This window comes from Acinetobacter sp. V116_7 (genome assembly GCF_056735735.1).
The window spans coordinates 207,342-228,327 of sequence record NZ_JBWZIF010000026.1 but is presented as its reverse complement, the minus strand read 5'-3'; the positions used below and the strand labels follow the sequence as shown (position 1 = coordinate 228,327).

The 20,986-nt window shown below is 39.3% G+C and carries 21 protein-coding genes; 12 read left to right on the top strand and 9 right to left on the bottom strand.

What is annotated here, in order from left to right:
* The first annotated feature begins 683 nt into the window (after positions 1 to 683).
* The 4 genes from AC1PJP_RS12195 (at position 684) to AC1PJP_RS12180 (ending at position 3,705) form a co-directional block, all read left to right on the top strand.
* Positions 684 to 1,616: an RluA family pseudouridine synthase gene (locus tag AC1PJP_RS12195; protein WP_004794885.1), complete on the top strand. Its 933-nt coding sequence runs from the start codon at positions 684 to 686 to the stop codon at positions 1,614 to 1,616.
* Positions 1,613 to 2,287: an HAD-IA family hydrolase gene (locus AC1PJP_RS12190; protein WP_005302013.1), complete on the top strand. Its 675-nt coding sequence runs from the start codon at positions 1,613 to 1,615 to the stop codon at positions 2,285 to 2,287. Before AC1PJP_RS12195 ends, AC1PJP_RS12190 begins: the two co-directional genes overlap by 4 nt.
* A 70-nt stretch (positions 2,288 to 2,357) precedes the next feature.
* A complete protein-coding gene (locus AC1PJP_RS12185; protein ID WP_479767034.1) occupies positions 2,358 to 3,050 on the top strand; it encodes a helix-turn-helix transcriptional regulator in 693 nt (230 codons plus the stop codon).
* Positions 3,051 to 3,099: 49 nt separating this feature from the next.
* Complete coding sequence (locus tag AC1PJP_RS12180; protein ID WP_151988878.1) at positions 3,100 to 3,705, top strand: glutathione S-transferase family protein; 606 nt, start codon at positions 3,100 to 3,102, stop codon at positions 3,703 to 3,705.
* 58 nt (positions 3,706 to 3,763) lie between these two features.
* Here AC1PJP_RS12180 and AC1PJP_RS12175 read toward each other — a convergent pair whose 3' ends face one another.
* Both AC1PJP_RS12175 and hcaR read right to left on the bottom strand, forming a co-directional pair.
* Entirely contained in the window at positions 3,764 to 4,441 is a 678-nt protein-coding gene (locus tag AC1PJP_RS12175; RefSeq protein ID WP_049837944.1) for a DUF1345 domain-containing protein, read from the bottom strand.
* Between the two features lie 266 nt (positions 4,442 to 4,707).
* Positions 4,708 to 5,613, bottom strand: a complete 906-nt coding sequence (hcaR, locus tag AC1PJP_RS12170) for a DNA-binding transcriptional regulator HcaR (RefSeq protein WP_004794873.1) — start codon at positions 5,611 to 5,613, stop codon at positions 4,708 to 4,710.
* Between the two features lie 657 nt (positions 5,614 to 6,270).
* Between hcaR and AC1PJP_RS12165 the strand changes: the two genes are divergently transcribed.
* Positions 6,271 to 7,323, top strand: coding sequence for an MBL fold metallo-hydrolase (locus AC1PJP_RS12165; RefSeq protein ID WP_016139375.1), 1,053 nt, complete (start codon positions 6,271 to 6,273; stop codon positions 7,321 to 7,323).
* A gap of 71 nt (positions 7,324 to 7,394) precedes the next feature.
* Here AC1PJP_RS12165 and katG read toward each other — a convergent pair whose 3' ends face one another.
* The 3 genes from katG to AC1PJP_RS12150 all read right to left on the bottom strand — a co-directional run bounded on the left by katG (position 7,395) and on the right by AC1PJP_RS12150 (position 12,933).
* Entirely contained in the window at positions 7,395 to 9,551 is a 2,157-nt protein-coding gene (gene katG, locus AC1PJP_RS12160) for a catalase/peroxidase HPI (protein WP_479767033.1), read from the bottom strand.
* A gap of 516 nt (positions 9,552 to 10,067) precedes the next feature.
* The gene (gene ptsP / locus AC1PJP_RS12155) at positions 10,068 to 12,362 is read right to left on the bottom strand and encodes a phosphoenolpyruvate--protein phosphotransferase (RefSeq protein WP_004794867.1); all 2,295 of its coding nucleotides are present in this window, start codon (positions 12,360 to 12,362) and stop codon (positions 10,068 to 10,070) included.
* An 85-nt stretch (positions 12,363 to 12,447) separates the two neighbouring features.
* A complete protein-coding gene (locus tag AC1PJP_RS12150; RefSeq protein ID WP_479767032.1) occupies positions 12,448 to 12,933 on the bottom strand; it encodes an RNA pyrophosphohydrolase in 486 nt (161 codons plus the stop codon).
* A gap of 182 nt (positions 12,934 to 13,115) precedes the next feature.
* On the opposite strand from AC1PJP_RS12150, the gene AC1PJP_RS12145 reads away from it, so the two are divergent.
* Together AC1PJP_RS12145 and AC1PJP_RS12140 are read left to right on the top strand one after the other, a co-directional pair.
* Positions 13,116 to 13,775, top strand: a complete 660-nt coding sequence (locus AC1PJP_RS12145; RefSeq protein ID WP_111855563.1) for an HAD family hydrolase — start codon at positions 13,116 to 13,118, stop codon at positions 13,773 to 13,775.
* 81 nt (positions 13,776 to 13,856) lie between these two features.
* Positions 13,857 to 14,108 carry a hypothetical protein gene (locus AC1PJP_RS12140; RefSeq protein ID WP_479767054.1) on the top strand — a complete coding sequence of 84 codons (252 nt, stop codon included), beginning with the start codon at positions 13,857 to 13,859 and terminating at the stop codon, positions 14,106 to 14,108.
* 5 nt (positions 14,109 to 14,113) lie between these two features.
* On the opposite strand, the gene AC1PJP_RS12135 is transcribed toward AC1PJP_RS12140, so the two are convergent.
* Both AC1PJP_RS12135 and AC1PJP_RS12130 read right to left on the bottom strand, forming a co-directional pair.
* The gene (locus AC1PJP_RS12135) at positions 14,114 to 14,974 is read right to left on the bottom strand and encodes a LysR family transcriptional regulator (protein WP_049837940.1); all 861 of its coding nucleotides are present in this window, start codon (positions 14,972 to 14,974) and stop codon (positions 14,114 to 14,116) included.
* A 115-nt stretch (positions 14,975 to 15,089) separates the two neighbouring features.
* The gene (locus AC1PJP_RS12130) at positions 15,090 to 15,344 is read right to left on the bottom strand and encodes a DUF2061 domain-containing protein (RefSeq protein ID WP_171056858.1); all 255 of its coding nucleotides are present in this window, start codon (positions 15,342 to 15,344) and stop codon (positions 15,090 to 15,092) included.
* A gap of 236 nt (positions 15,345 to 15,580) precedes the next feature.
* On the opposite strand from AC1PJP_RS12130, the gene leuC reads away from it, so the two are divergent.
* The 4 genes from leuC (at position 15,581) to leuB (ending at position 19,480) form a co-directional block, all read left to right on the top strand.
* Positions 15,581 to 16,999 (top strand): 3-isopropylmalate dehydratase large subunit, encoded by a 1,419-nt coding sequence (gene leuC / locus AC1PJP_RS12125; RefSeq protein ID WP_198307510.1) that lies wholly within the window; start codon positions 15,581 to 15,583, stop codon positions 16,997 to 16,999.
* Positions 17,000 to 17,017: 18 nt separating this feature from the next.
* Positions 17,018 to 17,665 carry a 3-isopropylmalate dehydratase small subunit gene (gene leuD / locus AC1PJP_RS12120; protein ID WP_003654711.1) on the top strand — a complete coding sequence of 216 codons (648 nt, stop codon included), beginning with the start codon at positions 17,018 to 17,020 and terminating at the stop codon, positions 17,663 to 17,665.
* Positions 17,666 to 17,777: 112 nt separating this feature from the next.
* Entirely contained in the window at positions 17,778 to 18,362 is a 585-nt protein-coding gene (locus tag AC1PJP_RS12115; RefSeq protein WP_005302052.1) for a hypothetical protein, read from the top strand.
* Between the two features lie 38 nt (positions 18,363 to 18,400).
* Positions 18,401 to 19,480, top strand: a complete 1,080-nt coding sequence (gene leuB / locus AC1PJP_RS12110; RefSeq protein WP_004640985.1) for a 3-isopropylmalate dehydrogenase — start codon at positions 18,401 to 18,403, stop codon at positions 19,478 to 19,480.
* Between the two features lie 56 nt (positions 19,481 to 19,536).
* Here the strand turns inward: leuB and AC1PJP_RS12105 are convergent, their stop codons facing one another.
* Positions 19,537 to 19,944: a hypothetical protein gene (locus AC1PJP_RS12105; RefSeq protein WP_416716334.1), complete on the bottom strand. Its 408-nt coding sequence runs from the start codon at positions 19,942 to 19,944 to the stop codon at positions 19,537 to 19,539.
* 174 nt (positions 19,945 to 20,118) lie between these two features.
* Between AC1PJP_RS12105 and AC1PJP_RS12100 the strand changes: the two genes are divergently transcribed.
* Complete coding sequence (locus AC1PJP_RS12100) at positions 20,119 to 20,490, top strand: lysozyme inhibitor LprI family protein (protein ID WP_151766744.1); 372 nt, start codon at positions 20,119 to 20,121, stop codon at positions 20,488 to 20,490.
* Positions 20,491 to 20,541: 51 nt separating this feature from the next.
* Here AC1PJP_RS12100 and infA read toward each other — a convergent pair whose 3' ends face one another.
* Complete coding sequence (gene infA / locus AC1PJP_RS12095) at positions 20,542 to 20,763, bottom strand: translation initiation factor IF-1 (RefSeq protein WP_001284370.1); 222 nt, start codon at positions 20,761 to 20,763, stop codon at positions 20,542 to 20,544.
* Positions 20,764 to 20,986 lie beyond the last annotated feature (223 nt).

The following is a 20,986-nucleotide window of genomic DNA, read 5'->3' as shown; positions in this document are numbered from 1 at the left end:
CACAAACTTAAAGGTTCTGAACGAACATCGAACATGACGGATCATTTCCCAGATCTCAAAATATTTGTGGTCTGAGTCATCTGTTACCGGCTACATTTAGCCTTAACTTCGATTCTCGTCTGTGATGTAGGCAATACTGCTTCAACCTTTAAATCGGACTTCCTTAGTGCTTCACTGGCGGGTGAGCGGTACATTGGTTAATGACTTTCACTGTCATTGAGCGCGAAGTGACTTCTTTTTGGAAGTTTGATACGGAATGTTCATCGTATCGGTGCTTTCGGCAGTTCCAATGCATCAACGCTTTAGCCTGAAGGCAACTTTAAGGAGCGATTTGTCTGATGTGTATCAGTTTACGTTCCATAACCAACTAGAGTTGGTAACATATTTTTTTGAACAAACTGAATTAAACGCAACAGTTTGTCATTTTGCCGATATAATAAGCCTTCGGCGTCGGCATAATTCTTTAGGACCTATCCGAGCTGATGGTGAAAGCATCATTTTGATTGAGGTTTCAATCAGGGAAATTCCCTATTAGATGTTCACTTACGGCGGTATCCGTGCGCTGACTATATCAAACCTTGCAGCATCTGCCTATGGGCTAAGCTTAGATTTCTTGTGAAAAAACTAAGCTAAACGGTCATTTATTAATCAAATTTAGCAAAATTTCAGGTTTAAATATTAGTATGAATTCTACACAGCAATGGCAAAGTGTCACTTGGTTTGAGGTGGATGAACATCAAGCAGGACAGCGAATTGATAATTTCCTGTTCTCGCGTTTAAAAGGTGTACCTAAAAGTCGTATTTATCGTTTGATTCGTGAAAGTCAGGTTCGAGTAAATAAAAAACGTGTAAAAGCTGAGACTAAACTTGAGATTGGCGACCAGATTCGCGTTGCTCCAATTCGTTACGAACAAAAAGACGAAACAGCCGCTCCTGTCAGTGACAGTGTAGCACAAGGCCTATTAAGCCGTGTGGTCTATGAAGATGAAGGCTTGTTAGTTGTTAATAAGCCTTCAGGTATTGCTGTCCATGGTGGTAGTGGTATGGCATATGGTTTGATTGAAGCACTACGTGCAGCGACAGGCAAAAAATATTTAGAACTAATTCATCGTATTGACCGTGATACTTCTGGTTTGGTCATGATTAGTAAAAAACGTAGCACTTTAAAACAACTACAAGATATGTTGCGTGAGCACAAAATTCGTAAAACTTATGCCGCGATTGTTAAAGGGCAAGTGAGCTTAGATAAACAGCTGATTGATGCACCTTTATTGAGATATGAGCTGGCAAATGGCGAGCGTCGTGTACGTGTGACTAAAGATGGTAAACCAAGTAAAACCGAATGGGTTGTAGCAGAGCGCTTTAAAAATGCGACTCTGGTTCATGCATCACCTTTATCTGGCCGTACTCATCAGATTCGTGTGCACGGTTTAAGCATTGGACACCCTTTGATTGGTGACGATAAATATGGACACACGACTGAGTACACTGGTCCTGAAGCACGTCGTCTATGTTTACATGCGATGCGTTTAGATATTCCAGGTTATCCACCGATTGAAGCTCCTTTACCAGAAGACATGACCCAGTTATTAAAGGCTTTGAGAGTGGCAAAATGAGTCTAAAAACCGAATTAGTTATTTTCGATTGGGATGGGACTTTATATAACTCTGTTGGACAGATTGTTGCTAGCTTGCAACATGCCGCAGAACAACATGAATTGCCTTTAACAGATGAAGCAGCAAAAAGCATTATTGGTTTAGGCTTGCCCGAAGTTATGCAAACCCTATTTCCAGAAGCACCTGAGTTACATGACTCAATTTTAAAAGCATATGGCGATCACTATATTGCAAACTCTACAAATGATGCATGGTTCGATGGTATTGCTGAGCTACTACATGATTTAAAAGCGCAAGGTTTAAAACTTGCAGTCGCAACGGGTAAAAACCGTCGTGGGCTAGATCGTGTAATCGCAAAAACACAGAGTACTCATCTTTTTGATGTGACTCGAGCAGCCAATGAAACCAGATCTAAACCAGATCCACTCATGTTGCAAGAAATCTTAACAGTCACTGGAGTGAGTGTTGAACGTGCAGTAATGATTGGTGATAGTAGCTATGATCTTGAGATGGCTCAGCGGTTAAACATGCCACGAATTGGTGTGGGCTATGGTGTGCATTCGATCGAAGTTCTACAACAGTTCCAGCCTTTAACGATTGCCAAAGATGTACCTGAGCTGCACAACTTTTTAAGAGAATATGCAAAGTTATCTACGGTAGATGTTGCATAATTTAGAATAATACAATAAGGGGGAATTTATTCCCTCTTATTGTATGTCTAATAACAATAAGAAGAGAAAAATGAGTCGTTCTATTCGTCTATTAAATCTTTTACAACAACTTCGAGAAGCCCGTTATCCAATCACTGCACAAGTTCTCGCTGAACGTATGGGAATTAGTGTCCGAAGTGTCTATCGCGATATCGATAGCTTACGTGAGCAGGGTGTAGCAATTGAGGCATCGGCAGGTATAGGTTTTCAACTTAAAGAAGATATTGTACTGCCACCAATGACACTCAATGAAAATGAAGTCGAAGCTATTTTTCTGGCATTGTATTGGTTGAAGAGTGTGCCTGATCAATCTTTACAATCGGCATCTACATCTGTATTAGCTAAATTGAATTCTGTTTTGCCCGAGCATCGTCAATATTTATTACAGCAGACGACTTTAAGAGCATTTAACACATGGCTACCTGTAGATGAAAAACAAGTCGAACAGATACGTTTAGCCATTCGGCAGCAAGTCAAAATTTCGATGCATTATCATGATGAGCAGCAACGAAGTAGTGTTCGAACTTTGTGGCCTTTTGCCTTGGGATATTTTAATGACAAAATTGTTTTAGCTGCATGGTGTGAGCTAAGACAGGACTTTCGGCATTTTAGAATGGACCGTATTCAACACTTGAGTTTAACCCAAGAGTTATATCCCTCATTTAAGCAAAAACTATTTGAGCAGTGGTGGGCACAAGAGTCGAAGACTACTGACAAAAACTGACAAAGAGGTTTTGTAGACTAGGTTCCACGATAAACAAGGAGCCATAAAAATGAGCCTTAAACTTTATACTAACAAAGAATCACGTGGTGTTGTGGTCGACTGGCTTTTAGTCGAATTAGGTGTTGAGTGTGAACGTATTGAAGTCGAATACAAGACTGAAATGAAAACACCAGAATATCTAAAAATTAATCCTTTTGGAAAAGTGCCAGTATTGGTAGATGGTGATGTCGTGATTTATGAGTTAGGGGCAATCTGTGCTTATCTTGCTGATAAATTTTTCGATAAAGGTTTAGCTCCTGCATTAGATGATCCTAAACGTGGTTTGTACTATCGCTGGTTATTTTTGATGGCAGGCCCATGGGAAGCTGCGGGTGTTGATAAAGCTCTCGGAATAGATGTGTCTCCTGAGCAAAAAATGTTTGTGGGTTATGGTGATTACAACGATGCCTACCAAGCTTTAGTACAAGGGCTTAATGAAGCAAATCCGTATGTGTGTGGCGAACAGTTTACCGTCGCAGATGTAAGCGTGGGAGCAATGCTGTTATGGCAATTGAAAATGGGAGCGATTGAATCTCATCCTGCTATTACGCGTTATGTTGAAACCATCAAGCAACGTGAAGGCTTAAAACAAAGCACGATGGGCTCATTGTTGTAAACCTCTGCTGTTTAGAGTCACCCATTTGGGTGACTTTTTTATTTCCTAAATGCAAGTTTTAGTTGGTAAGAAAACCAGCAGCAACGTTAATACAGATCGCTAAAATGGTGGTATTAAACCCAAAAGACAACACCGCGTGAAATAAGTTTAAAAGACGCATGTGTTTGGTGGTAATCGAAACGTCGGCAGTTTGGGCAGAGGTGCCAATAATATAACTAAAATATAGAAAATCAGGATAAGTGGGTTGTTTTGTTCCCGGAAAATCTAGACCACCATTTTCTTCATTTCTAGATAAAGCCATATAAAAATCATGGGCATAATGTAGTGCAAAAACGGTATGCATAAAAAGCCATGCAGAAACAATAGTGAGTAAAGCTAAAGCCACATGGCCTAACTTTGCAGAATGATCAGAAGGAAGCTGTGAGAGCTGTATTAAAATAGCAACTAGACACATGGTTAAAGCCAATAGAACAATCAGCATAATGACCCATTTGCTTTCATCTTGTTTTTTGGCTTGCTGCTGCATTTGTGAATGATCAGCACTTTTCATGAGCTGCCAAACATGTAGTAAATATATACTAATCGAAGTATTCCAGCTGACTAATAAAATAGTTGACCATTTCCATGAAGTGAACCATGTGAGAATACTCGCTGTGATAAATCCTATAAATAAAGCAATAAAGAAATGAGGGCGGTTTAGTACACTACGTCCAAGATGTTGAAATACTGCAACCATTTTCCTAATCTCCTTTTACTAAATGGTAAATATATTATTTTTTATTAAATGGTGAAAATAATATCCAGTTTTATATAGATTTTATTCCAAGTTTTTAAATTGTATTTAAGAGATATTTGCTTTTACCGAGTAGGTAAAATAGAACAAAAGCGCGGGCTAAACTGTTTATAAAAAGTATAAAATAAATAAAAAATATTATTTACTTATACCTTTTATAAAGGTGCCCTTATTAATCATAGGCTTAAAATAATATATAGCTTTTCTGATTAGGTGTGAGTTAAGTTCTTATCCAGATGAAACACTTTAGTGAGTTGATCAATAAATTTTTGAACCCCTAAAGACTGTGAATTTCTACGGTAATTTACGAATAAATCCAATGTCGGTAACTCGACATCAAGAGGGCGGACTACTGTATTTTTGATGCCTAAAGGTGCAACGTAAGCAGGTAAAATTGTACAACCTAATCCAGAGCCAAGAGAGTTAATATTAAACAACATGCTATCTGCTTTTTGAACAATATTGAGGTCGATATTGTGAGTTTTGGCAAAGTCTAAAATCGTGTTATGTAATGTTTGTGACTGCTCGGCAGCAGGAATAATAAAGTCAACGCCTTGTAACGCATGAACAGGAATTCGTTCGTATTGAGTAAGTGGATGATTTTTAGGAAGTAAAAAAATCAAGGGTTCAGTCAAAACAAATTGGCTTTGGATCTCATCACTATCTGTATTTTCTCGAGTAAAGGTAATGTCTAACTCACCTTTTTTTAAGGATTTAAGTTGTTCAGTATTATTTAGATTAGATAGTTCAATGATGAGATCGGGGTGTTGTAATCGCAGATTAGGAAGAACGTAAGGAAAAATTTTCATTTCTGCAATGGGAACAAAACCGATACGGAGCAGTTGCTGTTTAGCCTTAGAAACCTGTCGTGCCAGAGCAACTGCTTTTTCAGCTTGAGCAAGGGTCAGGCGAGCATGTTCTAAAAAGACTTCACCTTCTTCGGTTAATTCAACTTTACGTTTAGTGCGATTTAAAAGTCGTACACCAACATCTTCTTCTAAATCTTTAATCTGTTGGCTAAGGGAGGGTTGTGCGGTAAAAAGTTTAAGGGCGGCTTTACTAAAATTTAATTCTTCAGCAACGGTAATGAAATATCGGAGATGGCGTAGTTCCATAAGACTAATCCAAAAAATGTCTTACTATGATTTATGTGAAGTATAAAGCATAAAGGGATATAGCGTGAAGGTGGTTTAGGTATTTATAAAATAAATGGAATTTTAATTTTCATTAAACATTTAATATATAAATCTAAGTTCAAGTAATTCATAAAATATATTAATTAGGGTGGTTTAAATACATTATTTTTACTTAATCAAAGAAATATTTAAATGTTTTAAATATTAGTATGGGTGATTCTCATAATATGCAAAAATGAAGAAATATAAAATAATATTATAAAATATAAATTCTTTAAGAATGAGTTGGATTTAAGTGTTACTAAATATTTTGTTCTATAAGCTGGCAAAACTTTTGAAGTTTGAAAAGTTGGGCTTACTAAAGCAAAACCAAGTAACTCACCCACAATTTCACGTGACTAATTATTGTTATGTTATACAAGCAGTCTTAATAAGAATGGTAATTATCGACGCATAAACCCAACACATCTATGTATTTTTTATGGCAATCTAATTCAACTTATGTTGGCTGTGACCACAATAAAAGGGATATTTATATGATAAATAAGTGTAAGTGCCATAGCTTAATTTGTTTTAATTGTTAAGATAGAAACCTGAACACATCCATTCTGCCGATGCTAAAACATAGAAAAGCCCATGAAAGACAAGCCGACATTAACATATCAATTGCCGACTCAGTCCTGTTGGACGCATACATGGATAAAACCTCCTTTTTATCATCCCGAGTCAGGGCGTGAATCTGATACACGTTTTTATAACCAACAGCCTAAATCACCGGCTAGAGGCTCAAAAGAGCTATTACGTTGGTTAGTTACACGTGAGTCTTTTACATGGAACGTTGATATTCAAAATGAATACGATACTCGTGTAAATACGGCTGTGGCCTTGCCTCAAAATCGTCCTCAGGCGGATTTAGATGATTGGCAAGTTTGGTTTGTTGGACATGCAACGGTATTGATTCAGATTGGGCCTTATAACTTTATTACCGATCCCGTATGGTGTGATTATGCAAGCCCTTCACAGGGTCGTGGACCTCGCCGTGTGTGTCCAGCAGGTTTTGCATTAGAGCAATTGCCGACGATTCATGGTGTTCTACTCAGCCATAATCATTATGATCATATGGATTTGGCTACGCTTGAATGGCTACATAAAAAATTCGCAATGCCGATTTATACTGGACTCGGGAATGGCTTTTACCTACCCAAAGAGTTTCATGTGATTGAGATGGATTGGTGGCAAGAAATTCCCTATCACGAACTAAGAATAATCTATACACCTGCACAGCATGGCTCTGGTCGTGGCCTACGTGACCAGAATAAAGCACTCTGGGGCGGCTTTTCGGTTGTAGCTAAAACAGGGCATTGTTTCTTTGCTGGTGATACGGGTTATGCGGGGCATTTTAAGCAAATCCATGCTCGTTATGGCGCACCACGTGTTGCTTTACTTCCGATCGGAGCTTATGAACCTCGCAAGTTAATGAGTTATGTTCATATGAATCCTCAAGATGCTGTGCATGCACATTTAGATTTGCAAGCTCATCGTTCTGTTGCGATTCATTATCGAACTTTCCAGTTGACCGACGAAGACCGAGAAGATCCTGAACATGCGCTAGCTCAAGCAATTAAAGCTTCATCGAAACTTGCGAATCCTTTTTATTGCATTCGAGAAGGGCATAAATTGACTGTATAAAAGTCCATCACTTTATATTTAGTTAAAAAAGCCAGTTCAATTTGAACTGGCTTTTTTAACTTTGACTTAAATTAAGCTAAGTCAAAACGATCAAGACTCGTGACTTTAGTCCATGCCGCTACAAAGTCTTGAACAAATTTTTCTTTACCATCTGCTTGGGCATAAACTTCTACCAGTGCACGTAAGATTGAGTTTGAACCGAATACTAAATCATTACGTGTTGCAGTAAATTTTACAGTGCCTGTTTTACGGTCTTTGCCTTCAAATACTTCACTTGTTGAATCAACAGGTGCCCATACAGTAGACATGTCGAGTAAGTTCGTGAAGAAGTCTGTGCTGAGTACACCAACCTGCTGAGTGAATACGCCGTGTTGCGAACCATCCCAGTTAGTACCTAGAACACGTAAACCACCAACCAATGCGGTTAACTCTGGTGCAGTTAAAGTCAGTTGCTGTGCTTTATCAATTAATAATGCTTCAGTTGCTGCATTGACGCCCTCTTTTTTCCAGTTTCTAAAACCATCGGCAAGGCCGCGGAGCAATTGGAAAGATTCGACATCAGTTTGGCTTTGTAATGCATCAACACGACCAGAGGCAAATGGAACGCTAATGTTGAAACCTGCCGCTTGAGCAGCTTGCTCTACACCAACGTTGCCTGCTAACACAATGAGGTCAGCTAATGACAGTTGAGTTAAGGCTTTGATTTCTTCAATTTTAGTTAAAGTTTCAACAGCTTTTTGGTTTACTTCCCAATCACGTTGCGGTGATAAGGCAATACGTGCGCCGTTTGCTCCGCCACGCTTGTCTCCACCACGGAAAGTTGACGCTGAAGCCCAACCAAGAGAAACCAACTCGCCAGCAGATAGCCCTAGTGCAACAATTTTTGCTTTTGCATCAGCAATGCTGGCAGCAGATGGTGCAGCGCTAGCAGCAGGTAATGGATCTTGCCAAATTAAATCTTCAGCTGGAACTTCAGGACCTAGATAACGTGCTTTTGGTCCCATATCGCGGTGAGTTAATTTGAACCATGCACGGGCAAAAGCATTAGCGAAAGCTTGTGGATCGTTATGGAAGCGACGAGAGATTTTTTCAAACTCAGGATCAAAACGTAAGGTCAAATCTGTAGTCAGCATTGTTGGCTTACGTTTAATTGATGGATCGAATGGATCAGGAATGATCGCTTCAGCATCTGCTGCTACCCATTGAATTGCGCCAGCAGGTGAGCGTTCTTGTACCCACTCGTATTTGAATAGGTTTTCAAAGAAGTAATTGCTCCATTGTGTTGGCGTTTGTGACCAAATGACTTCTAAGCCAGAAGTGATCGCGTCTTTACCAACACCTGTGCCAAAGCTATTTGACCAGCCAAAGCCCATCTGTTCAATTGGAGCACCTTCAGGATCAGCCTGAACATGGTCAGCAGAGCCAGCGCCGTGAGTTTTACCTAAAGTATGGCCACCTGCAATTAATGCAACAATTTCTTCGTCATCCATTGCCATGTTGCCGAAAGTCGCACGAATAAACGGTGCAGCCGATTTTGGATCACCACTGGCTTGCGGACCTTCAGGGTTTACATAAATTAGACCCATTTCAGTTGCAGCGAGATTACTGCCTTCCAATGCTTCAGAGTTTCGATGAGCTAACCATTCTTTTTCATCGCCCCAGTTTACATCGTTGTCTGGTTCCCAAACGTCTTCACGACCCGCACCAAAACCAAAGGTACGGAAGCCAGAAGATTCAAGTGCAATGTTACCGGCAAGAATAAATAAATCTGCCCACGATATTTTTTGACCGTATTTTTGTTTAACTGGCCATAGCAAACGGCGTGCTTTATCTAAGCTCGCATTGTCAGGCCAACTATTTAATGGCGCAAAACGTTGCTGACCGCGACCAGCACCACCACGGCCATCGCCCATACGATATGTGCCGGCAGCATGCCATGCTAAACGAATAAATAAGCCTGTATAATTTCCCCAATCGGCTGGCCACCAATCTTGAGAATCGGTTAATACATTTTTAATATCAGCTTTGAGGGTGTAGTAGTCGAGTTTTTTAAATTCTTGACGATAATTAAAATCTTTACCGAGTGGATTAGAACGTTCTGAATGTTGATTGAGTAGGTCGACGCGTAGTTGTTTTGGCCACCAGTGTAAACTAGGCGTGCCACCACCGATCGTTACTTGGGGTTTTGAGTTATGTCCTGAAAAAGGGCATTTTGATTCGTCTGACATGATTATATTCTCTCTGGGTAATAATTATTGAGCTCTTGATAAAGTAGTAGGGCTCATTTTCCTGGACTTCTGGTTTAAAAACTCATGTTTATCAAATAAAGAAATGAGTGAGCAAATGATGAGAGAAACCGTTTAAAAAGTCTTTTCACCAAGATTTCGGCTCATTATTTTTAATTTAATAATGCATCAGATTCCTTTAGTTGTTATTCCTCCAATTTACTGTATGAAGGTTAAAAAACAAGAGGAAAAATAAGATGAAGTTTGAAAATAATGATGCATAGAATTACCTCTTCAATTGCTGGAACAACTTAAGATCTTTGAATAACGCTCTTTAAATATAGTAGAAGTAGAGGACTTATTTTTCAAATGGATTAAATTGCAAATATTAATTTGAAAAACCGATTGAGGTTTCGTTTAAAAAGTTGGATATAAGAGAGAGAAAAGAAATTTTTATATTTAGTTTTATTAAGTTATTTGAAAGAAAAAAGGAGAGCATGGCTCTCCTTTTTTTAAATATTAAACATTTACGATTCGATTTGATTTGACCATGTCGGCTAGGCCGTGAGTTTTAAAATAGTACTCAAGCCAGCTTTTCACAATGAGTGGGTTATTCATTTTCATAACATCATCAAGTAATTTTTGTGCATCTGTCATAGGTACATGACAAATTGCTTTTCGTACTCGCAAAATATTACTTGAACTCATCGAAAGGGTATTAAAGCCCATCGCCATAAGTAAAATTGCCGATAATGGATCACCTGCCATTTCACCACAAATACTGATTGGTTTTTTGTGGTCATGGCATTCTTTAACCAAGCGAGATAAAGCACGTAAAATGGATGGGTGGAAATGCGAGTAAACGTTTGCTACATGTGGATTATTACGATCAACCGCGAGTAAGTATTGGGTTAAGTCATTTGAACCGACTGAGAAGAAATCGACGAGTTCAGCAAACTCATCAATTTGTAGCAATACGCTTGGCACCTCAACCATAATTCCAATTTTAGGCTTGGTAATTTTAACTTGCTCTTCTTCTTGCACCGCAATCCAGTCACGCTCAAGTAAATAAAGTACTTCTTCGACTTCACTTACCGTAGTCACCATTGGCAATAAAATATGCAAATTATTTAGACCAATACTGGCTTTGAGCATGGCGCGAATTTGAGACGAGAAAATCTCAGGATGATCAAGCGTGAAACGAATACCGCGCCAGCCTAATGCCGAGTTTTCTTCTTCGATACTGAAATACGGTAAGTCTTTATCTGCACCAATATCGAGAGTTCGCATCACCACAGGTTTGTTGGCGAAGTGGCTTAATTGTTGACGATAGATTGCACGTTGTTCTTCTTCGCCTGGGAAGCGTTCCCGTAACATGAATGGGATTTCGCTTCGGTATAGACCCACACCTTGTGCACCACGTTGTACTCCGCGGACGACATCAATCATGAGACCCGTATTCACATAAAGCTGAACAGATACACCATCTGGCGTAATCGCTTCTTTGGTCTCGTATTGTTTGAGATCTTTTGCGATCTGTTCATCTTCTTTTTGAATTTCTTTATAACGTTGACGTAAACGACGTGGAGGATTAACAAAAACACGGCCCTGATAGGCATCCACGATCATTTCCGCATCATCAAGTGTGTTAACAGGCAGTTCAGTTACGCCAACTACGGTTGGAATACCTAATGCACGGGCCACAATCACCATATGTGAATTGGCTGCACCTTCGGATGTCACAATTGCTGCAATATTGTCTACAGGCAGCTCTACGAGTGCCGCAGTACTAATTTCTTCACCAATTAAAATACTGTCTGGACTGAGTTCACGGTGACTAGAATCTTCTTCTTGCAACGAGGCTAAAATACGTCGGCCTAAATCTTTAAGATCAGAAACTCGCTCACGAAGATAGTCGTCTTCCATTTGTGCAAATAGGGCAGTATGTTTTTCAATCACACGGCGTACTGCACCTTGTGCCCAATGCCCGTCACGAATAAGTTCTTTAATTTCGGCTGGCAATGCATTTTCATCTAGCATTCTTAAGAAAACACTAAATAAAGCGCGTTCTTCTGCCATTAATGAATCATGCATTTTTTCATCTAAAGAACGAATCTCTGAACGAACTGATGAAATGGCTTGATCTAGAAGTCGAAGTTCATGACTAATATCTTCTGCTTCACGGTCAGGTACTGAGGCTAAATCGGCAGGTGGATATAAAATAATAGCGCGGCCTAAAGCAACACCACCTGCACCTGAAGCGCCTTGAAAGGTTTTATAGGCAGGGCCATTACTTGGTTTACGAAATACGTCAATATTTCCAACTGCGTGAGCGTGAGCAATAACTCCAGAAAGCTGAGCACACAGAGTGACTAAAAATGACTCGGCTGCTTCGCTAAAATCTTGAGGAAGTTTGTTTTGTACAACCAAAACGCCCATAACCTTACGGCGATACATAACAGGTACGCCAAGGAATGAGTTATAAATTTCTTCGCCCGTTTCAGGTAAATACAAGAAACGCTCATGCTTTGGTGCGTTGTCAAGGTTAACAATTTCTTCACGTTGCCCAACCAGACCGACCAAGCCTTCACCGAGTTGTAGTGAAACATGGCCCACAGATTCTGGGTTTAAGCCTTTAGAGGCCATCAAAACATAGCGCTGGTTGCGTTCATCGAGTAAATAAATAGAGCAAACATCCACTTTCATGGCTTCAGCAACCTGATTGACCATGATGTCTAACGATTCATGCAAACTGACGGACGCATTAACCTCTTGGACAATGCGCCGTAAAGTGTCGAGTTGCATGTTTGACATGGATGTATACTCCAGTATTTTTTTAGACTATGAATGTATTTATAACAGCACTTTTAATAAAAATCATTTGCTAGATAAATGATTTTTAGGGTAATTGTTGCGTCGGCAACTGTGTACACAACTCCACCATGGCTTTGCGATAAACATCACGCTTGAAGTTCACCACTTGTCCAAGAGGATACCAATAGCTAACCCACTGCCATTCATCGAATTCGGGTGGGTCTGAGAGGTTTAACTGAATATTTTTTGCATGTGCAGTTAATTTCAGTAAAAACCATTTTTGTTTCTGTCCGATACATACGGGGTCAGAGTCTGACCGAATGTACCGATGTGGCAAACGATAACGCAGCCATCCTTTGGTTTGCGCAATAATCTGGACATGTTCGGGCAATAAGCCGATTTCTTCTCTCAGTTCTCGAAAAAGTGCCTGTTCAGGAGTTTCTCCAAACTGAATGCCTCCTTGTGGAAATTGCCAAGCATTGTGACCAATGCGCTTTGCCCATAAAACCTGTCCATCATCGTTTGCCAAAATGATCCCGACATTCGGTCGGAAACCTTCTGAGTCGATCATTTGGCTACCTAAATATTGTCTATATCGTTGACTTTAATCGCGGGGACAAACACTTTTTTATGTCCAGCTCGAAAAGATCAAAGTAAAATGTTTAAATTGCTACGATCTTAACGAATTTCTATCGACTAGCGGAGATAGATTTACATTTTTTTTCTTAAATTTCAGTTTAAACGAGAATTTTCATGAAACTGGCGTTGTTTGATTTAGACCATACCTTGTTAAATACCGATTCAGACCACTCGTGGGGTGAATTTTTAGTCAATGAAGGTTTGGTTGATCCGGTTCATCATCGTCAGATGAATGATAAATTTTATGAAGATTACAAAGCAGGACAACTTGACCCATATGCTTATAATGAATTTGTCTTTGGATTTTTAACAAAGCACGACAATAATTATTTAACTGAACTTCACCAGTTGTTCATGCAGAAAGTGATTCGTCCACAAATGCGTCCTAAAGGTTTTGATGCAATCAAAAAACATCAGGACTTAGGACATACGATTGTCGGAATTACGGCAACAAGTGATTTTATTACTGCGCCAATTTTCCGTGAATTTGGAATTACAGAAATTTTGGCAACCAATGCTGAAGTTGCTGAGGGGAAATATACAGGTAAAGTTGCTGGTTTGGCGTGTTACCAAAAGGGTAAACTTGCACGTCTAGATGATTGGTTGGAAGGTCGTAGCGTGTCTGAATCTTGGGCGTATTCAGATTCAATCAACGATCGTTTTTTACTTGAATATGCAACGCATGCAATTGCAGTAAATCCTGATGATCGCCTTGAAAAACTGGCTCAAGAAAATAATTGGGATATTCAGGACTGGTCAATTTCACAGGCATGATATTCCTCAAGATTTGAATCGCTTTTGCAGCATTGAGAGTAAGGGCGATTTAAATCGGTCATGATGATGAGTGAGGATATGATGGATAATCAGAATGAGGCCGAAGAAAAGAAAAACCGTAGAGGTAACTTTTTTGAACAAATGGGTGAAGAACTGATTAATGGTTTCCTCACACTTCTAGGTGAACTTTTTATTTACATTGTTTTTCTATTATTTTCAGGTACTTTGATTGGCATTATTGTTGCCGCAATTTTCTTTGGTTGGGGCGTTCTGTTTTTACTACTACCTTTTGCTGTTTTAATTTATATCCTTTTTAAAAAATATAGTCGTTAATTCAATTATTCCTGCATCATTTTAATTAGTTCTTGCATAGCTCTAGATTGAGTACGTGCAGGATGCCACACCATGCCTAATTGGCGATTCATTTCTACATCTAAATCAAGTTGCTGCATATCTTGATTTAGCAAAGTTTTTGGTAAGACTGACCAACCTAAACCAATCGACACCAACATGCGAATAGACTCAAGAGGGTTATTACTCATGGTGATTTTGGGTTTAAGCCCTTGTTTCTCAAATTCGGCTAATGTGATTTGAGCTGTGTAAGTTTGTGCAGCGGGTAATAAGCTTGGATATTCAATTAAATCTTGTAAGGTCAGATGCTCTTTTTGTGCAAGTGGGTGAAATGGTGCAGCAACAAAAACTAAAGGATCATTCCAGATTGTAATGTAGTTAAGGCGCTCATCCCCTGAAGGAGGAAGTGTTAAAAATGCTAACTCTAAATCACCAGCCAGTACTTGTTCATGGGCTTGCTCTGAGTCAACAAAATGCACGTCTAAAGTAACCTGCGGAAATTGTTGAACAAAGTGTTTAAGTGGAGACGGTAAATGATGCAAGCCAATATGGTGACTCGTACCGACTTTTAAGCGGCCTTGTACCTGAGTTTGTTCATGGCTAAGCGTATGGTGAATATCCCCAAGCTCATTTAACCAGTTTTTAACTTTTGGTAATAATGAATGTGCAGCATGAGTTGCCTGTACACCTCGGCCTGCGGACTCAAATAGTTTTACACCAAAATATTCTTCTAAGCTGTGAATTCGTTTGGTAACAGCAGGTTGAGTAATAAATAATTGATCTGCTGCCACAGAGATAGACCCTGTTTCCATAACTTTTACAAAAGCTTCAAAGGCTGCAAGATTCATAATACAACTCAACTTGGAATAGAAAAATCGAGGGGCTAAAGTTGCCGAGCCAAAATCGTATCATGCTTGCAGCAAAACGAGTGAGAAAGTTGTGAATTACCGCACTAATCTTAGCCTAAGCCGTTGTTTCTTTTTCGGCTAAGGCTGATACGCGGCGATCTTTAGCTGCCCAAACTTTTTCATGGAAGAAAAAAGCAAAGGCTTGTACGGTTGGTTCGAGCATGCTTAGAGTCAAAGCCATCCAGATATTACCTGTTACAAAGTATGCAACTATCATTGCTACACTAATATGCATAATGTAATAGCTGAAGGTTTTCTTTAAGGTACGTTGATTATTTATAACGAATTTTTGGATATTAGCCATGATCATTCTCTTTAGCCGCTTTGATATTTTTAGTATAGAGATGAGAGTATAAGATTAAAAATTGATTATGCAAATGATAATCATTAACAAAAACGATTTATTAAATTTGCGATACCTCAAAGGAATTATAATTTATTCCAAAAAGTTTTCTAATTTATAAAAATGATAAATTAGATTTATGTGAAACTCTGGCTATAATCGAAGAAAGATTAGAATTACCCAGTCCAATGGAGCAAGACGACATGGCAGGCAAAACTTTATATGACAAATTGTGGGATGACCACGTTGTTTCACAGCGTGATGATGGCTCATGTTTACTTTATATTGACCGTCATTTATTGCATGAAGTGACTAGTCCACAAGCATTTGAAGGTTTGCAACTTGCAGGTCGTCAACCATGGCGTTTAAGTGCAAACGTTGCTACACCAGACCATAACGTTCCAACGTCTAAAAAAGAACGTGACCAAGGTATCGCAGGTATTGAAGATGATACATCTCGTATTCAAGTTCAAACCTTAGATGACAACTGTAAAGCTTTTAATATTGTTGAATTCAGCATTAATGATATCCGTCAGGGTATTGTGCATGTCGTTGGACCTGAACAGGGCTTAACTTTACCGGGCATGACAGTCGTATGTGGTGATTCACATACAGCTACTCACGGTGCTTTCGGTTGTTTGGCGCATGGTATTGGGACATCTGAAGTTGAACATGTGTTAGCAACACAATGTTTGATCCAGAAAAAATCTAAAAACATGTTAGTACGTGTAGATGGCGTATTAGGCAAAGGCGTAACACCAAAAGATGTTGTGTTGGCAATCATTGCTAAAATTGGTACTGCTGGTGGTACAGGCTATGCAATTGAATTCGGTGGTCAAGTTTTCCGTGATATGTCGATCGAAGGGCGTATGACGGTATGTAACATGGCGATTGAAGCTGGTGCTCGTGTCGGTATGGTTGCAGTTGATGACAAAACTGTTGAATACGTGAAAGGCCGTAGCTACGCACCAAAAGGCGAGCAATGGGAACAAGCAGTTGCTTACTGGGACACTTTGCATTCAGATGAAGATGCAGTGTTTGATGCAATCGTTGAATTAAATGGCGCAGAGATCGAGCCACAAGTGTCTTGGGGAACTTCACCTGAGATGGTTATTCCGGTCACAGAAGCTGTACCAACTTTAGAACAAGCGAAAGATGACGTTCAACGTAATGACTGGACACGTGCTTATCAATATATGGGCTTAAATGCAGGTCAAGCATTAGCTGATATTCAACTTGATCGTGTCTTTATCGGTTCTTGTACTAACTCTCGTATTGAAGATATTCGTGCTGCGGCTGAAGTGGTTAAAGGTCGTAAAGTAGCCTCTAGCATTAAGCAAGCCATGATTGTTCCGGGTTCAGGTTTAGTTAAACAACAGGCAGAAAAAGAAGGCTTGGATAAAATCTTCTTGGAAGCTGGTTTTGAATGGCGTGAACCGGGTTGTTCAATGTGTTTAGCAATGAATGCTGATAAGTTACAACCGGGTGAACACTGTGCATCGACGTCTAATCGTAACTTTGAAGGTCGTCAAGGTAATGGTGGTCGTACTCACTTGGTGAGCCCAGCAATGGCGGCAGCGGCTGCAATCGCAGGTCACTTTGTTGACGTTCGTTCATTTTAATTCGGTCTGGAGCAAACCATGAAAGCTTATACAGTTGAACAAGGTATCGTTGCACCATTAGATCGTGCCAATGTTGATACAGATTTAATTATTCCAAAACAGTTTTTGAAATCGATCAAACGTACTGGTTTTGGCGATAATTTATTTGATGAACTTCGTTATTTAGATGAAGGCTATCCGGGACAAGATAACTCGGTACGCCCAAAAAATCCGGATTTCGTTTTGAACCAACCACGTTATCAAGGTGCAAATGTTTTAATTGCTCGTACTAACTTTGGTTGTGGTTCAAGCCGTGAGCATGCACCTTGGGCATTAAATGAATACGGTTTCCGTACTGTTATTGCGCCAAGCTTTGCTGATATTTTCTTTAATAACTGTTTTAAAAATGGCATGTTACCTGTCATTTTGTCAGAAGAAATTGTTGATCAGTTATTTAAAGAATGTGCGGCAAATGAAGGATATCAATTAACAATTGATTTAGCTGCTCAGGAAGTTCGCACACCTACAGGTGAAGCTTTTAAATTTGAAGTTGACCCATTTCGCAAGCATTGCTTGTTAAATGGCTTGGATGATATTGGTTTAACCCTTCAAAATGCCGATGCAATTCGTGCTTATGAAGAAAAAACTAAACAAGTTCGTCCTTGGGTATTCCAAGAGTTAAATTAACCTTTTGGTACATTTTAAACATAGCCATGGCGTAGTGTTCAAACTCTTGCTAACATGCTAAAGCATAAAAACACCTTAAAATTATGCACTAGATGAGGATTGGGCTTGAACAATGAAGAGGAACGTTACTCATAGCTTTTTGTTGAGCCTATGCGCAATAACACTCAGTGCTTGTCAGAGCACGTACAATGTAGTGGATACTGTCCGTATTAAGCAGGCTGAACAAGAAAATTTGGGGCAGAATGCAGCAATATATTGTTCGGGCGCGAAGAGTTGTGAATTTGAACGACTAAATGATATTACTGTAGTGGATGCGCAAACACGACGAATTAGTAATCAGGCAATTCATCAAGGAATTGTAAGATTGCATGGTTCAGTGCTTGGTCAAACCAACAGTTTATATTTATCTGTGCCCGCTAAACAATATGAAGTGGTGATCCGTTTCTATCCGATTTCTCCAGATCGGGCAGAAACATTTCATGTGATTCACCAGTTTAATGCCAACCATCGCTATACTTTTAAAATGTACCGAGACAAATCTAACCGTTCGGGTAGTTTGCTCAATGTTTCTGTACCAGATCCATTATGTGTCGATTTAGATCAGGATGGGCGTGTAATTCGCCGTTTTTGTCGACCATTTGATGTAACAACAGGGCTAGGCGAGTTCCTTGAACAGAAAAAACTAACACCGCGGTAAATATAACGCTGCTTGTTTTTGGAAAATGGAAAAAGTTCATGTCTAAACAGATTTTAATTTTAGCTGGTGATGGTATTGGTCCTGAAATTGTTGGGGCAGCAGAAAAAGTATTAAATACAGTAAATGAAAAATTTAATTTATCGTTAACTTGGGAGCATGGCTTATTGGGCGGTGCTGCAATTGATGCGCATGGTGAACCGTATCCAGCTGTAACGAGTGAACAAGCAAAAAAAGCTGATGCAATTTTATTAGGGGCAGTGGGCGGACCAAAATGGGATGCGATTGAGCGCTCTATTCGTCCTGAGCGTGGTCTTTTAAAAATTCGTAGTGAACTTAACTTGTTTGCTAACTTGCGCCCAGCAATTTTATATCCGCAATTAGCAGATGCTTCTAGCTTAAAACCTGAAATTGTTGCTGGCTTAGATATTTTAATTGTTCGTGAATTGACAGGTGGTATCTATTTCGGTCAGCCACGTGGTATTCGTGAACTCGAAAACGGCGAAAAACAAGGCTATAACACAGATGTTTATTCTGAAAGCGAAATTAAGCGCATTGCAAAAGTGGCTTTTGAACTTGCAGGGTTACGTGGTGGAAAGGTTTGTTCGGTCGATAAAGCGAACGTTTTAGAAGTTACAGAACTTTGGAAGCAAACAGTTACTGATTTACAGCAAGCAAGTTATTCAAACATTCAGCTTTCACATATGTATGTCGACAATGCTGCAATGCAACTTGTACGTGCGCCTAAACAGTTTGACGTGATCGTAACGGGTAACTTGTTTGGCGATATTTTATCTGATGAAGCAGCAATGCTTACAGGTTCAATCGGTATGTTGCCATCTGCATCGTTAGATGAAAATGGCAAAGGTATGTATGAGCCTTGTCATGGTTCGGCGCCTGACATCGCGGGTCAAAATGTGGCTAACCCATTAGCAACGATTCTTTCTGTTGCAATGATGCTTCGCTATACTTTCCGTGAAGAAGCTGCTGCAAAAGCAATTGAAGATGCTGTAGGTCAAGTACTTGATCAAGGCTTGCGTACAGCAGATATTATGTCTGAAGGTATGACAAAAGTTGGTACAGCTGAGATGGGTGAGGCAGTTGTCGCTGCTCTTGCTTAATCGCTACTTTACTAAAAAAACGCAGCCTAATCGCTGCGTTTTTTTGTGCATATGTTTTAGCAGGCTTTACCTTCATATTGAATAGACTCGGCAATATCATTCTTCAGCTGAAAAATAACTTTGCAGTTGAAATTTAAATCGTAAGAATTGCCACCCAAATTACCTGATTGTATAGCGACAGAATTACCTCTCATGTCGACATTAGTCACCATCGGGATTGGAATGTTTAATGGCCGTAAAATCGTATAGATGAGCTGATTGGATGTTTTCTGTGGAGTATTTGCGACTTGAAAACCAAGACTTCGTAGATTGATATCTTGCCGAATGGTGTTCGATGATTTGCCTAGAAAGCCCTTTAAGTATTCTTGTAAATCTATAGATTGGTGTGGATGGCTAGTACAACCGCTCACATTCATTATGATTAAACAAAGTAGGCCAATTTGATATCGGGTAGTTGTATTCATTCTATCTCAATAAAAAAATTATATTTATTATTAAAGAACAATAGGTTGGATTTGAATGCTTGTAAAGTAAAAAAGGAAGATTATGATAAATAGAAGGTAAATTTGTCTTGCGATTTATCATTACATTCAAATCGTTTTAATAATAATTTCATAGAAAACCTAAGGAAGAAAAGTATGAAAAAAATAGTTTTTGCTTTTTTATGCAGCTTTGGAATGAGTGCGGTCTATGCAGATAACTGCGATAGTGCCCGAAATACTTACGATGATATTTACTGTACAAATAAAATTTATGCGAGTGCTGATGCAGATCTGAACAAGAACTATCAAGCATTGCGCGTAAAATTAAATACGGCGCAAAAAAATATTCTTAAAAAATCTCAACTCGCGTGGATACGTCAACGTGATGCAGATTGTACAGATTCAAATAGGAATAGCGTAGACGTGCAATGTCGTTTACAGACAACGCAAGAAAGAAACCATTGGCTGCAAGAAAGACTGCGTGAATGCCAAACGGTGGGATGTAAAACCAGTCGCTTAAGTGAATAAACAACGCAATAAAAAAGCCACATCATAAAGTGGCTTTTTTGCATTCACTAATTAGCGAGCACGGTACGTAATACGACCTTTAGTGAGGTCATATGGAGTCATTTCGACTTTTACACTGTCGCCAGTAAGAATACGAATATAGTGTTTACGCATTTTACCAGAAATGTGTGCAATAACTTCGTGACCGTTTTCAAGACGTACACGGAACATCGTATTAGGAAGCGTTTCGGTGACAACGCCTTCGAACTCAATGAGTTCCTCTTTATTGGCCATAGCCTACCTGATGATCAAATTGGAAAGGCGCAAATTATAGTCAATTTATTTAAAAAAAACAAGATAGACATCCTTTTGCTAAAGCATCTGGTTAAAGTATGACTAATAAAAAAAGATGTAATTTTTTTCATAAAAGAAGAGTAATTCTGTTGTCAGTTTGGTCAATCAACGCTAATCTAAAATCATAGTTATTAGGGACTGTTAATTGCGTAAAGGTCAACAG